Genomic DNA, 18,088 nt, shown 5'->3' with positions numbered 1-18,088 from the left:
CGGCCGATGCTCCGCCCCGAGGCCGCCCGACGCGTCAGGAGCGGATCTCGTCGTGGTCGCCGCGGGTCGTCTGGGGGCTGAGGACGGACAGTTCGACGGTCTCGAACTTGCCCTCTTCGGAGCGGACCCAGGTCACCTCGACGTACCAGTCGTCCTTCGTGTACGCGTCCGCGGTCCGCCGGCCCTCTCCGGTCTCGCGCGCGTCCGTGTGCTCCCATCCGTCGGCGAGCAGGCCGGCCGCGATCGCCGACGCCGCGTCCTCGGAAGCGGCTGCGCGCTGCACGGGCTCGACGTACACGTCCACCTGCCACCACACCGAGTCGTCGGGCGACGGGTCGGCAGAGACCGGGTTCTGCACCATGCGTCCGCGGGACTCGACGTCCGGCTCGGTCGCCGGGGCCAGGTCGGCCGGGATCAGGGCGACCATCTCGTCGGCCAGGGCCTCAGCCTCCGTCTGGTACTCGTCGATCCGGCTGTCGTCGGTGGTCATCGTCGTGCATCCTCCCAGCGTCAGGGCCACGAGAACGCCGGCCATCAGCGCGATGGCACGTGCGGTCCTGTTCATCCCTCGATCCTCGCGTACTCCGGCACGAAGTCCGGCTTGTCGATACCGTCGGTGCGCACGGGAGCGTGGACGATCGGGCCCGCCCCCGGCACCACGATCGGCCGCGGGTTGTAGACGTCGTCCTCCGCGAACAGCATCGCATCGCCACCGGTGATGACGGCGATGATGTTGTCGAAGGCGACGGATCGAGGATCGTAGACCGAACTGTGGCTGTCGATACCCCGCGGTGTCCCGTTTCCCTCGACGTTGTAGTCCTCCAAGTCGACGACGCGTCCGCCGCGCTCGTCCTGGATCCAGCCGGTCTCGAGACGCGTCACGCCGTCGGCCGTCAGCGGCGACTGCCCGTGCATCTGGCCGGCACCGTTGCCCTGGATGAGTCCGACGACGAGGTCACCCCGCGCCATCATCGAGTAATGCGGGACACCTGACGTGTGCGGGAAGTCCTCCACGCCGCTCACGCCGGCGCCCATTCCCGCCGCCGAGACGTAGAGGATGCGGTCAGCGACGAGTCCTGCCTTCTCCGCGAGACCCACGGTCGCGCCGCCGTAGCTGTGGCCCAGCACGGTGAGGGTCGCGTCGCTCGGCGTGCCGATCCCCGCGACGAAGTCGACGAGCTTCGGGGCGAGGTCTCGCGAGTAGGAGGAGTCCGTCGGTCCAGGAAGCTCCAGCTGCGGGAACGTGCCCCCCGCCCACTGGAACACGGCCGTGTCCGGGCCGGCCGAGCGGTACAGCTGTGCGCCCGTGCCGTCACCGAAGTTCGTCATGGTGGTCGTCGTGCCCGGCACCGAGACGGCCACGTTTCGGATCCAGGCGGGGATGTCGCCGGTGGTCGGGTCGATCGGTCCGTGGTAAGTCGCCACCGCATCGGCATCGGGGTCGAACACGACGACGCGCGCACCGGCGCCCTTGTCCGTGTGCTTCCGCTCACTCTCGTCCCACCACGTGTAGTCCTGGTCGAGCAGGCTCTGCCAGTAGTCGATCGGCTCGCGCAGTTTCGCGATCTCGTCGAGGTACCCCTTCGCCTCCCACGCGTCGGCACGGTCACCGGTCTTGAGACTGTCCACGAGCGCCTGGAGCCGCGCGATCTCCGCCTCCCGCCTGGCGATCTCGTCGCGGATGTTCCGGTGGTTCGCGGTCACGCGGTCGCGGATCGGGATCCCGTTGAGGTTGCCGAGGAGCAGCGAGGAGGCGGCGAGGAGCGCCGTGCGCGTCTCCTCGTCCATCGCGTTCCAGGTCTCGCGGATGAGGTCGGGGTCGCCGAGGCCGGCCAGCGACTCCGCCGTGATGCCGTTCACGTCGCCCGCCCAGATGAGCCCCGCGGCAGAGAACCCGCCGGGCCCGACCTTCCCGCCCTGCGTCACGGCGACGACGAGCGGAACCGCCGAGAGCGCGGTCACGGCGCGCTGGTCGATCGTCTCGCGCTCGCCGGCCAGCGCGTTGTAGGAGGATCGTGCAGCGAGGTACGCGTCGATCGCGGCCTGCCAGCGGTGCAGATATCCCGGGTCGTCGAGGTACATCCAGGAAGGCAGCACCGCGTCCCACGGCAGAGCCCACCCCGTGACGAACTCGCTCGCGGCGTTGAGCGCCTCCGCACGGCGGACGAAGATGTGGTCGTAGGCGTTCTGCGCGGCTCGAAGCCGACGGGCGGCCTCGCCCTTGAGCGTCTCGAGGTCGGTCGCGTAGGTCGTGATCGCGGCGGAGATGCCGTCGAGGCCCTCGGCCGCCTCCCCGAAGCGCTGGGCGAGCAGCAGCACGCGGGTGCCGAGGGCGTCGGCCGCGGAGGCGGTCATCGACGTGAGGCTCGCGAGCGCGGCGTCCGCGTCACCCGTGCGGGCGCGGGCGGAGGTGGCGCGGGTCGAGAAGGCAGTGGCGGCGGCGGTCACGGCCCCCACGTCGCCGCGGGCAGGGTCGTCGATCAGTCCGGGCAGGCTCATCGTGCCGCCTGCGCGAGCGTGTCGTCCGAGGCGGTGAAGGTGCTCGCCGCCGCCGCCGCGTCGGATGCGGAGTTCGTCGCCGTTTGGGCGAGCGCCGACAGGGCCTGAGACACCAGCGACTCGATCTCGCCGAGCGCCGCCTCCACGGTCGACGAGCCGACGCCGCCGAACGACAGGCACGAGGTGACGACCGGCGCACCCGCCGCGGTCAGTCGTCCGCGAGCCGCCTCCAGCGTCTCGCCCTGCACATCGAGGTCCGTCATCGATGCTCCTTCCCCCCGGTGCCTCCACGATAGGAGCGGCCCGGCATCGCGGTCGATGGGGACATCTCCCCATCCCCACCTCCCCGCACTACTGTGGGCGGGAAGACGGGCGATTGCCCCCGACGGAAGGAGCTCCATGGCCCTCGACGACATCCTCAGCCAGGTTCCCCTCGACGACCTCGCGCGGAAGCTCGGAGTGTCCCGCGACGAGGCCAAGGTCGCGGTCGAGCAGGGCGGTGCGGTCCTTCTCGGCGGCCTGGCCAAGAATGCGCAGACGACGGAGGGGTCGGCGGCCATCGAGAAAGCCCTCGGCAAGCACCAGGGCGCCACCCGTCCCTCCACGGTCGACGACATCGATCAGACCGACGGCGGCAAGATCGTCTCGCACATCCTCGGCGGGAAGGAGAAGGAGGTCACGAAGGAGCTGACGGAATCGAAGGCGACCCCTGGTATCGACTTCGGTACGCTGCTTCCCATCCTCGCGCCGATCGTGATGGGCCTGATCGCCAACGCCACGAAGAGCAAGACGCCGAAGGCGGACTCCGCCGACGAGAACTCCGGCGGGATCGGAGACGTGATTGGCGGAATCCTCGGTGGCGGGAACCGATCCTCCGGCGGGATCGGCGACGTGCTGGGTGGCATCCTCGGCGGCGGCACGAGCGGGTCAGGCGGCGGGATCGACCTGGGCGGTGTCCTCGGCGGACTGTTCGGCGGCAAGAAGTAGGACAGCGCCTCGGTCGGCGGCCGCCTCCGGCTCAGCGAGTCGTGGCGGTGAACACGAGCCTGCCGCCCTGACGCGCGGCGGCGCACGCGGGAAGATCGATCGGCCCCTGCCCCGCCCAGTCCGTGACGAGGCGCGCCACCTCGACCGTCTGTGCGCGGGTGAGGCTCACTCCGAACTCGCTGTCGACGACCAGGCGGATGATGCGGTTGCGCAGCGCGGCCGGGTTCGCGGCCAGAGCAGCGACGCTCACTGAGATCCCGGCTTCCGCGTGCTCGACGATGTCCTCGATCGTCTCGTGGATCATCTCGTCGAACGCCTCCGCGTCCTCCCGGAGCTGCTCGGCCGTGCGCGCGAGGGCCTCGGCGATCCCCGGGCCGAGCTCCGTCTCGAGGACGGGGAGGACCCGTTGCCGCACACGAACGCGGGCGTAGCGCTCGTCCGCGTTGTGCGGGTCGTCCCACGGGTGCAGGTCGGCAGCGGCGCAGAAGGCACGGGTGGTCTCCCGACGCACCCCGAGCAGCGGTCGAAGCCAGCGGAGCCCGTCGTCGTCCTCCCGGCTCGGCGCCATGCCCTGCAGACTCGTCGCCCCCGATCCACGGGCGAGGCCGAGCAGCACAGTCTCCGCCTGATCGTCGAGGGTGTGACCGAGGAGCACCGCCACGGCCCCGACGTCGCTCGCGGCGTCCCGGAGCACGCGGTAGCGCGCGTCCCGCGCGGCCGCCTCCGGACCACCGTCTCCGCCCACCTCCACGCGGACGACGAGCGGGTCCAGCCCGAGCCGCCCCGCCGTGCGTGCGGCCTCGGCCGCGATCTCGGCCGACCCCTCCTGCAGGCCGTGGTCGACCGTCAGCGCGGCGGCTCTCATCCCGCGCTTCGCGGCTTCGAACCCGGTGGCGGCGGCGAGGGCGAGGGAATCGGCCCCGCCCGAGACGGCGACCACGACCGTCGACCCTTCCGGGAGGTCGGCGAGCGCGGTGCGGACGGCGAGGCGGATCTCGGCGATGGCGGGGGCGAGGGACGGCATCCCTCCACGCTAGGGCACCGTCCCGATCCCGCGTTCCGGCCGGAACCGGGGCACGACCCCGATGCCGTGACCGATCGCCCTCCCGCAACGCACCCTTTCCGGTCTCCTCCATCGCGTCGTGCGGAGACGACGGCCGGAGTCGCATCCAGCGGCCCCCGAGTAGGCTGGTCGGCGGCATCCAACCGATCTTCCTGAGGAGCACACGCATGGGCGCACACGACGCCGTCATCGAGATCCCGCGCGGCAGCCGCGTGAAGTACGAGGTCGACCACGAGACCGGGCGAGTGCATCTCGACCGGGTGCTCTACACGACCTTCGGCTACCCGGCCGACTACGGCTACTTCGACAACACGCTCGGCGAGGACGGCGACCCGCTGGACGTGCTGGTGCTCCTCGACCACGCCATCTACCCCGGTGTCGTCGTCGAGGTCCGCCCCGTCGCCGTGCTCAAGATGAGCGACGAGGCCGGCGGCGACGACAAGCTCGTGGCCGTCCTCTCCAAGGACCCGCGCTGGGCCCACGTGCAGGACATCGACGATGTGCCCGAGTACACCAAGAAGGAGATCGCGCACTTCTTCGAGCACTACAAGGACCTCGAGCCGAACAAGTGGGTCAAGGTCGACGAGTGGGGGAACGCCGCCGAGGCGCAGCGCATCCTCGACGAGGCGATCACCCGCTTCGGCGAGCAGGGTCACTGACCTGCCCGGGACGCTGACCCGCCTGGGCCGGTCGGCGTCCCCGGGTCGCTGAGCCCGTCGAAGCGAAGACCCCCGGAGTCGCGGTGGCGACCGGGGGTCTTCTGCTGCCGAGGAAGCGTCAGACGGAGATGCCCTTGCCCGCCATGAACTCGATGGGGTTCGTGTAGCGGCCGTTGATGTAGACCTCGAAGTGCAGGTGGCAGCCGAACGAGCCGCCCGTGTTACCCGCGTATGCGATGACCTGCCCGGCGCGTACCCACTGGCCGTTCCGGACGGCGAACCCGCCGGGCTTGATGTGCGCGTAGCCGGTGGCGATACCACCGCCGTGCTGGATCCGGACGTAGTTGCCGTACCCGCCGTTGTAGAACGCCGCGTCCACGGTGCCGGAGTGCGCCGCGTAGATCGCCGCGCCGCAGCCGTTGGCGAGGTCCACTCCGTAGTGCCAGCTCGACGAGCACCCGTTGGCGTTGCACTGCTGGGAGCGTGGGCCGTAGCCGGAGCTGCGGTAACCGCCGTGTGGGCGCACCCAGCCGCCGTTGCCCGGCGTTCCACCGCCGCCGCTGTTGCCGCCGGCGTTGGCGGCGGCCTCGGCCGCTTCGCGGCGCTTGCGCTCCTTCTCGCGCTCCTCGACACCCTTCTGATACCCCGCGACAGTGGTCGCGGTGGTGTCCTTGAGCGCGGCGAGCTGTGCCTGCATCGTGGCGAGGTTCGCTGACTGCTCGTCGAGGGCCGCCTGCGCGGCATCGGCGGCCTGCTGGGCCGCGACCATCTTCTCCTCGGCGATCTGCTGCAAGCGGTCGCGCTCGTCCCGGGCGACGACGGCCTGGTCGCTGAGGGACTGCGCGGAGTTGCGCGCGGCGACGGCGTCGTCGTAGACCGTCTGGTTGTACTCGAGGAGCTTGTCCATCGAGCCGAGGCGGGCGAGGAGCTCGTCGGCGTTGCTCGCCGAGCCCGCGAAGAACAGTTCGAGCGAGGTGTCGTCGCCGCCGTTCCGGTAGAGCTGCGCGGCGACCTGTCCGGCCTTGCGCGCGGATTCGTCGGCGACGGCTGCCTGGGCGTCTGCCTTCTCCTGCAGCGCATCGGCCTCGGCGATCGCGGCGAAGTACGCCTGCTGGGCGTTGTAGAACTCGGTGGAGGCCACCTCGGCCGCGGCCTGCGTCTCGGAGACCTTCTGCGTGAGCGACTGGATCAGCCCCTCGATGCGTCGCACCTCCGCGGCCTTCGTCGCTTCGTTCTGCTTGGCCTTCTGCACGTCGTCCCAGCTCGGGTACGACGCGGCGTAGGCGGCAGACACCCCAGAGGAGATGCCGAAGGCGCTGAGCGCCACGACGCTCAGCGCGCCGAGTCCGAGAGCTCCGCGACGGCTGATGCCGTCCCGGAAGAGGGCACGGCGCTCCGCCGGGCTGGGCGCACACCCGCAATCCGCGGATGCCGCGAGCGCCGCATCCTGCGTGGTCCTGTCGTTCACACGGCCCCTTCCGCCGGTTTCACAGTTGCCACAGTAACAACAACTTTCACACCAGCACCAGCGCCCCCGTCCAGCATCGGAAAGGGTTCCGGCACGTCCATGGTCGCGCGCGAACACGCCCGGGGGAAGCGGGTATCGGCCTCGATTCGCGATTTGCCCGGATGATCCCTTATGCTTGAGCGTCGGCAAGGAAGTCCTCCGGGACTGACTCGGCCCCATCGTTTAGCGGCCTAGGACGCCGCCCTTTCACGGCGGTAGCACGGGTTCGAATCCCGTTGGGGTCACTCCATCCGATACAATTGAAAACACCAGTATGGCCCTGTAGCGCAGTTGGTTAGCGTGCCGCCCTGTCACGGCGGAGGTCGCGGGTTCAAGTCCCGTCAGGGTCGCTCCGTGCGATGAGCTCTTTCTTCGGAGAGGGCTCTTCGTCTAGGACGCGGCAGCACCATCGCCGCGCGGCTCTGTAGCTCAGTTGGTAGAGCGTTCGACTGAAAATCGAAAGGTCACCGGATCGATGCCGGTCGGAGCCACAAGGCTGATCATTACAATCAGCCCAGAAACCCTCGCGTAGCTTCTACATCGCGGGGGTTTTGCTTTGCCCTGGTGAGGGGCGGTTTCTACGGCTACCCGGTTGCCCTCTACGCTAGCGCCGCTAACCCGTTGCCCTCGCTCCCCCGGTCCCCTGAGCCTGTCGAGGGGTCGCGGCCGCCTACGCATACGTGGAGCTTGTGCCGGTTTTGTGCCGGTGAGTTGGCGATCACTCCCGATCGCCCCAACCATCAACTGCGGCGTTCCTGGCCGCCCGCTCCATCGATGTCGTCGCCACTGAGCGCCAAAGGCACGAGCCCCCGGGTCAAGTGACGTGCTTTCCGCCGCCACTGTATGTTGGCGAGGGACTTTGACGATCTGCTCGTCCTCTCGACACAGGTCCTCGAGCCACGCGTCGATCAGCTCAAACTGAACCGGCGCGAAGTCGAAGGCATCAATGCCAACATGAAACCCCGTGGGAGCTATGCGGCCCATAATCCCGGACGTGCGTGTGCCCGTGAAGCAGCGGCGTCCCATCCTCCGCTGGTCGATGTGCGCGGTGCCGTTCAACCCCGGTTGTGCCGCCGGAGTAAGGATAGTGCGAGGCCCTCAGCCGAGCCCCATGACGGCGTCCATCAATCACCTCAGGGAGGACCATCCACCCCGCATCCTCGTACAGCGACCGAAACCGTTCCACGGCGTGGTTCGACTGCGTCGCCGGCGACACGCGATCGTGGTTCCCAGGAGCCAGCAGGCGCTGGCCATTCAGTCGTGTTGTGAGGCCGGCGCTCTCCTCGATCGGCCCGAGCGCGAGATCCCCGAGATGCAGCACGACATGCTCCGGCCGCGCGAGGGCGTTCCACCGCTCAATCAGGACGGTGTTCATCTCTTCTACCGTGGTGAACGGGCGGCCGGCGAGTTCGCTGATACGTGCGTGGCTGAAGTGATGATCGCTGGTCATGAAATCGACGACGTCGAAGTCGAACATCGAGCTCAGGCCGTCTCCCACAGCCGTCACATCCCCTCCAGCCATCTTCATTCCTTCCAGCCCCGAGGCGAAGCTCTCACGTCCTCTACGCCCCGCGTTCGCGCGTTCCCCGACCGTCGATCCCAACAGAACTGCGTACAAGTCCCGAGCAACCTCCATCTGGCCCGGACTCTCAGTCCCGACAACTCCATGGTGCGGGTAGTCGATGACCGAAGCGGTAGGCTTCGGCCGCGCCGAGCGGCAGTGCATCGAACTCGTCCAGGATGGGAAACTGCAGCACCCACTCGTCTTCATAGGTGTCCGGCTCACCGACAAGACTGATCACTGATCGCAAACTTTGATGCTCCCGGGGCCATCGACAGCCTGATTGATCGATACCCATTCATCCGCGGTTGCACGTCGAGCTGCGCACCCCACCGCAGGATCCGCGTCGCCTGCTTCCCCACCTCGCGCTCGCCTCACGTGTTTGCGTAAGCTGATGCTGTGTACCGCTCTTTCCGCGTTGATGGCTTCCGCGGCCACCATTCGGCCGAGTTCGCAGACTTCGGTGTCGTGAACATCCTCACCGGCCTCAATGACGCCGGGAAGACGAGCATCCTCGAAGCGCTCTTCCTGCATTCGAGCGGACCGCTCGCTGGCGCTTTTGCAGTCCAAGCACTTCGACCTGGCAGACGACAGGATGAGATCGCAGTTACGCCGACCGGAATCGACGACCCCTGGGCGCCACTGTTCCATAACTTCAACGTTGATGGAGAGATCAAGCTCGACGCCACCACAAGCCGAGGCCCTCAGACAGTCACTCTCACGCAGGACAAGGGCACTGACGGGCAGGTTGCAGTCGGCAGCAAGCCCATCACGGACAACCAACAACCCCGAACGTCGATCACCGTCAGCGTCCAGACGGAGAAGACGCTCCTCCCAGAACACTTCCGCCAGTCCATGATCTTCCATACGTCATCGTCGGGAGCCACCACTAATGTCTCCCTCGAGTTCCGACTGGATCCGCCGCGCGGCGAGGCGCTGTGGAAAGCAGCAATCGTCAAACCCGGCGTTCTGGGCGCGGACCTAGCAGCGGTTTACTCCGAGATGCGCAAGCGCAGTGCGGGCGCGACTTTGCTCGAGGCCATCCAAAAGATCGACGATCGCATCTCTGGTATCGAAGTTCTCTCCGAGAACGGCCGCTCGCAGCTCCACGCCGAAGTTAATGGTCAGCTTATCCCCTTCGAGCTCCTCGGCGATGGGCCGAATGCGGTGGCACAGTACCTCGTGTCAATGTGGGCGGCGCGCGACGGCGTCCTCCTGATTGACGAGGTAGGAAGCGGCGTCCACTATTCCGTGCTTGAGACGATGTGGCGCTCGATATACCGAGCGGCCAAACGGCTAAATGTGCAGGTTTTTGCAACCAGCCACAGTCAGGAGGCGCTTGTCGCCGCCCATCAGGTCATCAATGACCGTCAGGACGGGCTCTCGGTCTACCGCATGCGCAGAAGCACGTCTCCCGAGGCATCGACCCGGGTCACCCGGTACGCCGGAGCGACGCTCGCGAGTGCTATCGAAGCTAACGCGGAGCTTCGTTGACGGTAAAGGAGACGCCGCAAGCCAGCGGAAAGCCGATCGTTTTCGACCGGCCTTGCGTCCTACTCGTCGAGGGCCCAGACGATCGCGCGTTCGCCGCTCGGCAGATCGAGGCGTTCGATTCCGGAGACCGGTGGCACGTGCACCACATGGAGGGCAACACTACTGACTGGACGGGGATGCTGGGCGTCATACTAAACAGCGACCCGTTCCAAGACTCCGGGTTCGCGATCGGGATTGTTCTCGATAGCGACCTGAATCCGGCGGCTGCGGCAGACAAGGCGAGAGGGTACTTGCGAAATGTCGGGCTATCGGTGCCTGCGAACCACGCTCAAGTGGCGAAGGGTGACATCCGTACCGGGTTCTTTCTCATGCCCAATGGCAAGGACAACGGGGCTCTAGAAGAACTGCTCCTCGACGGAGTCGACTCCGCTCGACGTGCTCTTGCCGAGTCGTACATCGAGAACGTATCCCAAGCCCTTGCTCCGCCTAAGAAACCTCGCAAAGCAGTCGTACAGGCGTACTTCGCTGGCCAGGTCGACCACGTCAAGTCGATTCCCGTAGCCGTCAGGAAGACCGAAGTGATCAACCCACACGCAACGGCTTTCGACTCTTTCCGAACATTCTTGAAGGACCTTTCCGACTAGCCACCGCGTGCCGGCTCTGTGCCGGTAGCTCCGCTGAAACCATCCTCAACCAGCCGCGACCAACCATGACGACTTCCGCGGAATCACGCGGCGAACGGCGACCAACGAGCACCGGCTGACCCGCGCAACCCAACTGAAAATCGAAAGGTCACCGGATCGATGCCGGTCGGAGCCACAAGGCTGATCATTACAATCAGCCCAGAAACCCTCGCGTAGCTTCTACATCGCGGGGGTTTTGCTTTGCCCGCAGTCCCCTGCGTCGACCGCATGGGGTAGCGCGTGAGTCACGAGGCTCACGAGGAACTTCCCCGGCTCCTCGAACATGCACAGGTGGGCGGAGTTCTCGAACCAGACGACGTGCTTCGCCGGGGCCGTCACGTTCTCGAGCCAGCGCGTGACAGGGCCCGTGGGCGTGGTCCAGTCGTGACGTCCGAGGAACTGGAGCATCGGCACGTCGAACGCCGTCCGATCGCGGGCGTCGAACCCGAGCAGAGCGGGCAGCACCTCGGGCATGGTCGCCTGTTGCCCGACGCCGATGAGGCTCAGGTCCGTGTCCGTGTAGTACGGAGACAGCTCCTGCGACTCGGTGAAGTACGCGAAGTCGGAGCGATACGCCGAGAGGCCTCCGTAGTACTGCGCCCACCGGCGACAGGTCACGATGCGTTCGACGGTCAACGGCTCCTCACCCGGGTACTCCCCGAGGGCCCGGAGCTGGGAGATCGCCAGGTCGTTCTGATCGGCCACGGCACTCCGCAGCGCGTGGCGGAAGCTCTCCTCCTCGTTCTCAGGCCCGGAGACGACCTGGCCGACGCCGACGTACGCCCACAACAGGTCGGGGCGTCGTTGGGCCAGGGTCACGCCGAGGACCGTCCCCCAGCTGTGCCCGAGCACCCCGACCTTCCGCACGCCGAGCTCCGCCTGGAGCCAGGCGATCAGCTCCACGAGGTCGTCGACATAGCGGTCGACGCTGAGGTCCGTGTCCGCGGAAACGGTGCCCGCCGACTTGCCACTCGCGCGCTGGTCGTAGTTGACGACCGTGAAGTAGTCCTCGACTCCGCGTTGCCAGACCCACGACGAGGGCAACGACGGCACGGCCGGGCTGCCGTGGCAGACGACCAGCACGGGGTTCGCGGTGCTGCGACCACGGATCGAGACGAACTGGGCGACGCCGCCGAGCTCGACGAACGCCGTCCGGTCGATCGCGTCGGGGTTGGGGATCCGGCAGAGATCCGCGATCACCGCTCGGCCGAGGTCCTCGCTCATGGCGGTCACTCTAGGAGGATCGCACATCCGGTCCGCTCCCCCGCGCCGCGAAGTCACTCCTGCGAGTGACGAGTGATACCTCCCTGTGCGGACGCCGTCGGACCCGACGGTGGGGAGAGTGGACCCATGACACGACGACGCATGCTTCTTCCCGTTGCCGGCCTTCTCCTCGGCGGCACCCTGCTGCTCGGCGGGTGCGCCGCTGTCGACGACTTGGTCCACGGACAGTCGACCCGAACGTTCGATGACGCCGACGCCTTCCGAACGGACGCCGCCGTCGAGGCGGAGTGGGTCCCGGCGGATGCCACCGCCCTCACCCTCCGGACGTCGACGGCCAAGGACGCCGACGACGCGGTGCTGCTGCTGAAGAGCGCCTCGACGATGCTCCCCGGCGCCTGCGTGGAGACGGAGCGGACGTCCGCCCCGTCGTGGGCTCTGGACGACGCCCCCTCCGCGTACGAGGCGAGCACCGTCTTCGCCTGCGGGAACTGGAGCGTCATTCCGGCCGAGGACGGTTGGTTCGGGTGGACGCCCAACTCCGACGAGGAACGAGCCGCGACCCTCGACTGAACGCGCTCCGCGGCGGCGGACCTGTGCAACACGCCGTCTAGAGGTCGTCGAGGGCTTCCCTGGCGGCCTCCAGGGCCTCGGCGGCGGTGTTCTTCTCGTCCGTCGCCGCCGCACGCCGCTGCTCCGCCGCGGGGAGGTCGCGCTCCACGCGCGCGGCCTCTTCGCGGAGCTTCTCGAGCTGGGCTTCCAGCGCGGCGATGCCCTCGGCCAGCTCCTCCGCGCGATCGCTCAGCGCCTGCACGGCCTCGTCCTCCTTGGCCAGGGCGCGTTCCGCCGCGGCGACGTCCTTCTCCGCGGCGGCGACTCGACGTTCCGCATCCCGGCGCTTCCGCCTCGCCTGGAGCTCGTCCGCCGGCGGCGCGGGCTGGGGCCGCAGCGTAGGGAGTGTCCCGGCGACGGCGTCGCGGATGTCCTCCGTCGACCCGGACGGCTCCAGCGCACGCACCAGCCGACCGGAGGCGACCGCAGCCGCGGCGTCCGGATCGAAGAACGCCGCGGAGATCGTCTGCTCCACCGCGTCCCGCGTCGCCGCCGTCACGCGTTCGCCCCGGGATCCGGCGAGATCGGCAGCGGTCTCGGCGAGACGTCGGGTCAGGGCGCGTCGTTCCCTGCTGAGCTTCGCCAGCGCCGCGGCATCCAGGTCTTCCTGAGCCTCGCGCAGCTCTGCGGCGAGGGTCAGTGCCTCCCCGAGCTGGGCCGCGCGCTCCTGGGCGAAGACGTTGACGACCCATGCGGCGACCGACGGCTTGCGCAGCGCCTTCACCTCCGCGGCGAGCGCACGATCCTCGATCTCCTTGGCGCGCGCGTTCCGCGTGGCGGTGAACTCCTCGGGCTGCCCGGCATAGAGCGCCACCGCGATGTCGTCGAGTGTCGGAGCGGCCATGCGCCCACGATACGCGGCGCCGCGACGCCCCGACGCGAGCCCTCTACTCGATGGCGAGGTAGTCCGCGGCGTCCGAGGCCACGAGGACCTTCGCTCCGAACCCGCCGCTGCCCGTGCCGGGGTAGAGATAGAGCTGCCCTGCCGCGGTCCGCCCGAGGATGTCGGCGCGGCCGTCACCGTTGTAGTCCACGCCGCCGGTCACCTCCGTGAACTCCTGCCATCCGGTACCCACCTGCCGGGACGTACGCAATCCGGACGCTCCGGTGTAGAGCATCAGCGCGCCCGTGCCGGTGATCGCCAGGATGTCGCCCCGGCCGTCCCCGTCGAAGTCCCCCGCCACGAGGTAGTGGAATCCCTCCCAGCCACCGCCGTAGGTCACGTGGGGTGTGCTGAAGCCGCCCGCTCCGTTGCCGCGGTAGACCGTGAGCACACCTGTCTCGGACACGCCGATGAGATCCTGCCGACCGTCGCCGGTGAAGTCGGCTCCGGAGGCGACGTGCCGCATGGTGTACCAGCCCGCGCCTGGGGTGGTCGCCGGCCGGAATCCGCCGACACCGTTCCCGGCGTAGAACTCCAGGACGCCGTCCGACCGGGCCACGAGGATGTCGGCGTTGCCGTCGCCGTTGAAGTCGCTGTGCGTGATGTGCCGCCGTGCGTTCCCCCAGTCGGCTCCGAAGAGGGTCGTGGGGTCGGCGAAACCCCCGCGGCCGTTGCCCGACCGCAGCCGCAGGTCACCGTTCCCTGCGACGACGAGAAGGTCGGCGTTGTCGTCTCCGGTGAAGTCGGCCGCGCTCACGCCAGCAGGGTCGCCGTTACCGAGTCCCGGGAAGAACAGCGGGATGGTCCCTCCGCGCGTGACGTTCGACAGGCACGTGAACCCCTGGTTGATCTGCGAGTAGACCTTGCCGTTCAGCCACACCTCGAAGTGCAGATGGTAGGCCGCGGAATTGCCGGTGTTGCCGACGACACCGATCTGCTGGCCGCGGAGCACCTTGGTGCCGGGGGCGTACCACCCGGGCGCCGCCATGTGGGCGTAGCGCGTGACATAGCCGCCGGGGTGCTGGACGTCGACGTAGTTGCCGTAGCCGCCATTCGCCGTGCGGCTCTTGACGACCCCGTCGTACGCCGCGAGGATCGGCGTCCCGCCGTTGCGGGAGATATCGATGCCGTCGTGCGCGCGGTAGTTGCCGAGGCAGCCATCGCCGACCTTCGACTGGATGTTGCCCGACGCGGGATAGACCATGTACCCGTCCGACGCGGCGACGGCGGGGCCGGCCGTGGTGACGGCAGGAGCCAGCGCGCCCAGCACGATCGCGAGCACGGCGACGATCCCGATGCGGCCAAGACGCAAGCGGGACGTGCGCTTCATCTCGAAGTTCTCTCTTGGTCGGTGGCCCCAGGGACGTGATGTCCTCCGCGGTCACCGTACCAAGCGCGCGCCCTTCGCGCCGCGAACGCCACTCCTGTCCGTCGGATCCCCGCCCGCCGGGGATCCGACGGCGCCGCACCGGTGTACCGTCGGCAGTGTCTGATCCCGTTCGCCTCGGAAGGCCGCTGCCCGTGGACACAGCCCTCACCCTGGTCCTCGTCGCGATCATCATCGGCCTCATCGTCGGGGCGGCCCTGTTGCGCGGTTGGGTGCGCCGGAGCGCATCGTCCGCCGGCGAACGCGCCGCCGGACGATACACAGCCGCCCGGATGGACGAGATCCTCGCCGACCTCGGCTCCACACTCGTGATCCATGGATCCCCGATCGCCGCGGCGGAGATCGTGCACGATGCCGTCGCCGGCCGGGCGAAGAGCTTCACTCCACTGGCGGACGGCACCCTGGGCATCCGCTTCGTCGAGCCGGACGACACGATCGCAGGGCTCGTTCCCGGCCCCGGGGGGACCCTGCTCCGTATCGAGACCTTCCGCGACTACCTCGGCTTCCCGCAGACCGCACCGCTGTGGCGGGAGCTGCGTGGGCTGGTGACGGCGAACGCCGCTGCCCGCGGGGTCACCGTGAGCGACGGGCCGGTCTCGGTCTTCGAGCGCGGCTCCCTGCTCGATGACCGCAACGCCCGGTGGTTTCGCCGACCCTGATCGCCGCCCGGCCGCCCCACGGATGGGGGTCACGATTCCCAGCCGACGCAATTAGGCTAGACGCGCGCCGCGCCCCCGCAGGGACTCGGAGGAGGACCCGGTCGCGGCGCACGCCGGGGGCCTCCTCCCCCGCGCGAGCGAACCCGTCCACGGAAACGAACACCGCTTCGTGTCGCGGACACGCCAGAAAGGCTTGAACCCATGAGCGATTCCTCGGGCACTCCCCGCGACGACGACCGGTCGCCGGATTTCTTCGATCAGCTGATCGAGACGACTCCGCGGGAGGCATCGTCCTCGTCCACGTCTGCGTTCACCATCGGCTTCCGCGGCTACGACAAGGGCGAAGTCGACGCCGCGCTGGCGTCGATGCGCGCCCAGCTCCAGCAGGCTGCCGATGAAGTGGCCGAGGCGAAGGCCCGGGAGGCCGAGTCCATCGAGGCGGTCAAGGCCGAGGAGCGCGAGGCGCGCGAGGCCCTCGAAGCCGAGCTCGCCGCCGCGAACGCCAAGGCGTCCGACGCGGAGCAGCAGGTGGCGACGCTGACGTCCGAGCTCGTCGACATGCCGCAGGCCGATGGCGAGGAGGCTCCCTCGCGTCAGCAGTTCGAGGCGATCCTGCGCGTGGCCGAGGAGCAGGCGAACGTGCTCATCCAGAACGCGGCGGTGCAGGCCGATCGACTGATGACCTCTGCCCGCGAGGAGGTGGCCGCGCAGCGCGCTGAGGCGGAGGCGGACGCCGAGCGCATCATCTCCCAGGCTCAGCGCGACGCCGACCAGGTGCGACTGAAGATGGAGACCGAGTACACGGCCCACGAGGCGCGCATCGAGCGCGAGGCGGCGCACGCCGCGGAGAAGGTCAGTCAGGCCTCCCAGGAGGCCACCGCCATCCGCACCGAGGCCGAGAAGGGTGCCGCCGCGCTCCGCTCGCTGGTCACGCGCGAGACCACCCAGCTGCGTGCGGACGCCGAGCGCGAGGTCCGTGAGATGAACGCCCGCGTGCTGGAGTTCGAGGAGACCCTCACCCGTCGTCAGGACGACGCGCAGCAGGAGTTCCTCGTCCTCCACAACCAGGCCGTCGCACACGCCGAGCGCATCACGACCGACGCGAACGAGCAGGTCACGGCCTCGCTCGAGCACGCGCAGCGCATCTCCGCGAAGGCAGACGGCTACGAGAAGCTCATGCGCTCGCAGGCGCAGGCGATCGAGGCCGACGCCCAGGTACGTGCCAGGGAGATCCTCGAGCGTGCCCGGGTGAAGTCGCAGAAGATCGTCGATGCGGTCACCGGCCACACATCCACCGTCCTCCGCGACGCCGAGGATCGCGCCCGTCAGCTGCGCTGGCAGCAGCAGCAGCTCACCAGCTTCATGGCCGAGGTGCGCGAGCTCATCCGTCCCGACGGCATCTTCAGCGACGACGGCCTTCCCACGGAGATCGCCGTCACCGAGGCCACGATCGAGGATGACGACGAGGCCGAGGACGATGTCGTCGTGGCGCCGGTCGAGACCTTCCGCGGCGACGAGGTCCTCGATGACGAGCTCGACGATGACCGCCCGCTGGAGAAGATCACGATCGACGTCGTCGAGACGGACGACTCTTCGAAGCGCTGATCCCGCGCGGATACGACGAAGGGGCGAGCAGGAGATCTACTCGCCCCTTCGTCGTATCCGGAGGTTCAGGCGCGGCGGAGCTGAGCGGCCGCCGGGCAGTCGAACGGGTCGCGTGCCGCCAGGCCCACCCGGTTCAGGTAGGCGATGACGATCGCGTATGACCGCCCGAGGCTCGTCTCGGTGTACGGGACGCCGTTCGCAGCGCAGTAGTCGCGCACGATCCCGCGCGCCTTCGACAGGTGCAGCCGCGACATGTTCGGGAACAGGTGGTGCTCGACCTGGTGGTTGAGGCCGCCCATCAGCCCCGTGACCCACCATCCGCCGCGGATGTTGCGCGACGTCCGCACCTGCTTCGAGAAGAAGTCGAGCTTGGCGTCCGGGGCGATGACCGGCATGCCCTTGTGATTGGGCGCGAAGGACGCGCCCATGTAGACGCCGAACACGGCGAGCTGTACGCCCAGGAATGCGAAGGCCATCCCGACCGGGAGCAGCAGGAACAGCGGCACGAGGAGGACGGCGAACCGGAGGGCGATGAGCCCGAGCTCTGTCCAGCGGCCCTTCACGTTCCTCCGCGTGAGGAGGTGCTTCAGGCCCAGGTAGTGCAGGTTGAGCCCCTCGAGCGTCAGGAGGGGGAAGAAGAGCCAGCCCTGCTTCCGCGTGATGAGCCGAACGATGCCGCGAGACTGTGCGGCATCCGCTTCCAGGAAGGAGACGGTGTCGACCTGGATGTCGGGATCCTTGCCGACCTGGTTCGGGTTGCCGTGGTGGCGGGTGTGCTTCGAGTCCCACCAGTGGTAGCTCATGCCGATGATGCCGGCGAGCACGCGAGCCAGCCGGAAGTTCGCCGGACCCGTGGAGAGGATCTGGCGGTGTGCCGCCTCATGGGCGAGGAAGGCGACCTGCGTGAAGATGATGCCCAACGCGGCGGCGATGAGGAGCTGGAACCAGCTGTCTCCGAGCAGCAGGAAACCGGCCACACAGCCGGCGAACGCGACGACCAGAGCCGCGCCGATGGCCGTGTAGAAAACAGGCGTGCGCTGCAGGAGCCCGGTCTCCTTCACGACCTGCTGGACGTCCCGGTAGGCCCGGGCGAGCGGGGGGAAGTCGGCGTTTCCCGCGTAGGTCTGGCGAACCGGTCCGAGAGTGGCGGTGGCGGACGGGGAGGATGTGGAAGAGATGATGCTCTCCTGTCGATCGGGAGCCCTCGAGCTGAAGAAGCCAAGGGCGGTTGCCGATCGCTGTGGCCACACTAACCCCGCCCGCATACG

General features: G+C 68.5%; 18 protein-coding genes and 3 tRNA genes. 10 read left to right on the top strand and 11 right to left on the bottom strand.

Annotated elements, in window-relative coordinates; genetic code table 11:
* Nucleotides 1-34: 34 nt before the first annotated feature.
* Genes FY549_RS06980 through FY549_RS06970 form a run of 3 tightly spaced genes read right to left on the bottom strand, consistent with a single transcriptional unit; the run spans nt 35 to nt 2,762 of the window.
* Nucleotides 35-565 (bottom strand): hypothetical protein, encoded by a 531-nt coding sequence (locus FY549_RS06980; protein ID WP_149084395.1) that lies wholly within the window; start codon nt 563-565, stop codon nt 35-37.
* The gene (locus tag FY549_RS06975; protein WP_149084394.1) at nt 562-2,499 is read right to left on the bottom strand and encodes an alpha/beta hydrolase; all 1,938 of its coding nucleotides are present in this window, start codon (nt 2,497-2,499) and stop codon (nt 562-564) included. Before FY549_RS06975 ends, FY549_RS06980 begins: the two co-directional genes overlap by 4 nt.
* On the bottom strand, nt 2,496-2,762 hold the full coding sequence (locus FY549_RS06970; RefSeq protein ID WP_149084393.1) for a hypothetical protein: 267 nt from the start codon (nt 2,760-2,762) through the stop codon (nt 2,496-2,498). Before FY549_RS06970 ends, FY549_RS06975 begins: the two co-directional genes overlap by 4 nt.
* A gap of 136 nt (nt 2,763-2,898) precedes the next feature.
* Here FY549_RS06970 and FY549_RS06965 point away from each other — a divergent pair, with 136 nt between their 5' ends.
* The gene (locus FY549_RS06965; protein ID WP_149084392.1) at nt 2,899-3,486 is read left to right on the top strand and encodes a DUF937 domain-containing protein; all 588 of its coding nucleotides are present in this window, start codon (nt 2,899-2,901) and stop codon (nt 3,484-3,486) included.
* Nucleotides 3,487-3,517: 31 nt separating this feature from the next.
* On the opposite strand, the gene tilS is transcribed toward FY549_RS06965, so the two are convergent.
* Nucleotides 3,518-4,510, bottom strand: coding sequence for a tRNA lysidine(34) synthetase TilS (gene tilS, locus FY549_RS06960; RefSeq protein ID WP_149084391.1), 993 nt, complete (start codon nt 4,508-4,510; stop codon nt 3,518-3,520).
* Nucleotides 4,511-4,716: 206 nt separating this feature from the next.
* Here tilS and ppa point away from each other — a divergent pair, with 206 nt between their 5' ends.
* Complete coding sequence (ppa, locus tag FY549_RS06955) at nt 4,717-5,208, top strand: inorganic diphosphatase (RefSeq protein WP_149084390.1); 492 nt, start codon at nt 4,717-4,719, stop codon at nt 5,206-5,208.
* A 118-nt stretch (nt 5,209-5,326) separates the two neighbouring features.
* Here ppa and FY549_RS06950 read toward each other — a convergent pair whose 3' ends face one another.
* A complete protein-coding gene (locus tag FY549_RS06950; RefSeq protein WP_149084389.1) occupies nt 5,327-6,676 on the bottom strand; it encodes a M23 family metallopeptidase in 1,350 nt (449 codons plus the stop codon).
* 211 nt (nt 6,677-6,887) lie between these two features.
* On the opposite strand from FY549_RS06950, the gene FY549_RS06945 reads away from it, so the two are divergent.
* The 3 genes from FY549_RS06945 to FY549_RS06935 all read left to right on the top strand — a co-directional run bounded on the left by FY549_RS06945 (nt 6,888) and on the right by FY549_RS06935 (nt 7,206).
* A tRNA-Glu gene (locus FY549_RS06945) sits at nt 6,888-6,960 on the top strand.
* Nucleotides 6,961-6,991: 31 nt separating this feature from the next.
* Nucleotides 6,992-7,065, top strand: a tRNA-Asp gene (locus tag FY549_RS06940).
* A gap of 68 nt (nt 7,066-7,133) precedes the next feature.
* Nucleotides 7,134-7,206, top strand: a tRNA-Phe gene (locus tag FY549_RS06935).
* A gap of 452 nt (nt 7,207-7,658) precedes the next feature.
* Here FY549_RS06935 and FY549_RS06930 read toward each other — a convergent pair.
* Together FY549_RS06930 and FY549_RS16490 are read right to left on the bottom strand one after the other, a co-directional pair.
* The gene (locus FY549_RS06930) at nt 7,659-8,237 is read right to left on the bottom strand and encodes a hypothetical protein (protein ID WP_149084388.1); all 579 of its coding nucleotides are present in this window, start codon (nt 8,235-8,237) and stop codon (nt 7,659-7,661) included.
* 127 nt (nt 8,238-8,364) lie between these two features.
* A complete protein-coding gene (locus FY549_RS16490) occupies nt 8,365-8,517 on the bottom strand; it encodes a hypothetical protein (RefSeq protein ID WP_187614943.1) in 153 nt (50 codons plus the stop codon).
* Nucleotides 8,518-8,744: 227 nt separating this feature from the next.
* Here FY549_RS16490 and FY549_RS06925 point away from each other — a divergent pair, with 227 nt between their 5' ends.
* Both FY549_RS06925 and FY549_RS06920 read left to right on the top strand, forming a co-directional pair.
* A complete protein-coding gene (locus FY549_RS06925; protein WP_187614942.1) occupies nt 8,745-9,770 on the top strand; it encodes an AAA family ATPase in 1,026 nt (341 codons plus the stop codon).
* Nucleotides 9,767-10,414: a DUF3226 domain-containing protein gene (locus FY549_RS06920; protein ID WP_149084386.1), complete on the top strand. Its 648-nt coding sequence runs from the start codon at nt 9,767-9,769 to the stop codon at nt 10,412-10,414. Before FY549_RS06925 ends, FY549_RS06920 begins: the two co-directional genes overlap by 4 nt.
* 219 nt (nt 10,415-10,633) lie before the next feature.
* On the opposite strand, the gene FY549_RS06915 is transcribed toward FY549_RS06920, so the two are convergent.
* Nucleotides 10,634-11,677: an alpha/beta hydrolase gene (locus tag FY549_RS06915; RefSeq protein WP_159463143.1), complete on the bottom strand. Its 1,044-nt coding sequence runs from the start codon at nt 11,675-11,677 to the stop codon at nt 10,634-10,636.
* A 126-nt stretch (nt 11,678-11,803) separates the two neighbouring features.
* Between FY549_RS06915 and FY549_RS06910 the strand changes: the two genes are divergently transcribed.
* Nucleotides 11,804-12,247 carry a hypothetical protein gene (locus tag FY549_RS06910; protein WP_149084384.1) on the top strand — a complete coding sequence of 148 codons (444 nt, stop codon included), beginning with the start codon at nt 11,804-11,806 and terminating at the stop codon, nt 12,245-12,247.
* Nucleotides 12,248-12,284: 37 nt separating this feature from the next.
* Here the strand turns inward: FY549_RS06910 and FY549_RS06905 are convergent, their stop codons facing one another.
* Nucleotides 12,285-13,130, bottom strand: a complete 846-nt coding sequence (locus FY549_RS06905) for a transposase (RefSeq protein WP_149084383.1) — start codon at nt 13,128-13,130, stop codon at nt 12,285-12,287.
* Nucleotides 13,131-13,173: 43 nt separating this feature from the next.
* Complete coding sequence (locus FY549_RS06900) at nt 13,174-14,499, bottom strand: VCBS repeat domain-containing M23 family metallopeptidase (protein ID WP_149084382.1); 1,326 nt, start codon at nt 14,497-14,499, stop codon at nt 13,174-13,176.
* 191 nt (nt 14,500-14,690) lie between these two features.
* Between FY549_RS06900 and FY549_RS06895 the strand changes: the two genes are divergently transcribed.
* Both FY549_RS06895 and FY549_RS06890 read left to right on the top strand, forming a co-directional pair.
* Nucleotides 14,691-15,215, top strand: a complete 525-nt coding sequence (locus tag FY549_RS06895) for a hypothetical protein (RefSeq protein ID WP_149084381.1) — start codon at nt 14,691-14,693, stop codon at nt 15,213-15,215.
* 201 nt (nt 15,216-15,416) lie between these two features.
* Complete coding sequence (locus tag FY549_RS06890; protein WP_149084380.1) at nt 15,417-16,820, top strand: cell division initiation protein; 1,404 nt, start codon at nt 15,417-15,419, stop codon at nt 16,818-16,820.
* A 65-nt stretch (nt 16,821-16,885) separates the two neighbouring features.
* Here FY549_RS06890 and FY549_RS06885 read toward each other — a convergent pair whose 3' ends face one another.
* Entirely contained in the window at nt 16,886-17,998 is a 1,113-nt protein-coding gene (locus FY549_RS06885) for a fatty acid desaturase family protein (RefSeq protein WP_374114496.1), read from the bottom strand.
* Between the last annotated feature and the right edge of the window lie 90 nt (nt 17,999-18,088).

It is taken from the genome of Microbacterium sp. 1S1 (assembly GCF_008271365.1).
In the GTDB taxonomy this organism is placed as follows: Bacteria; Actinomycetota; Actinomycetes; order Actinomycetales; family Microbacteriaceae; genus Microbacterium.
This window is presented reverse-complemented; position numbering and strand designations above follow the sequence as displayed.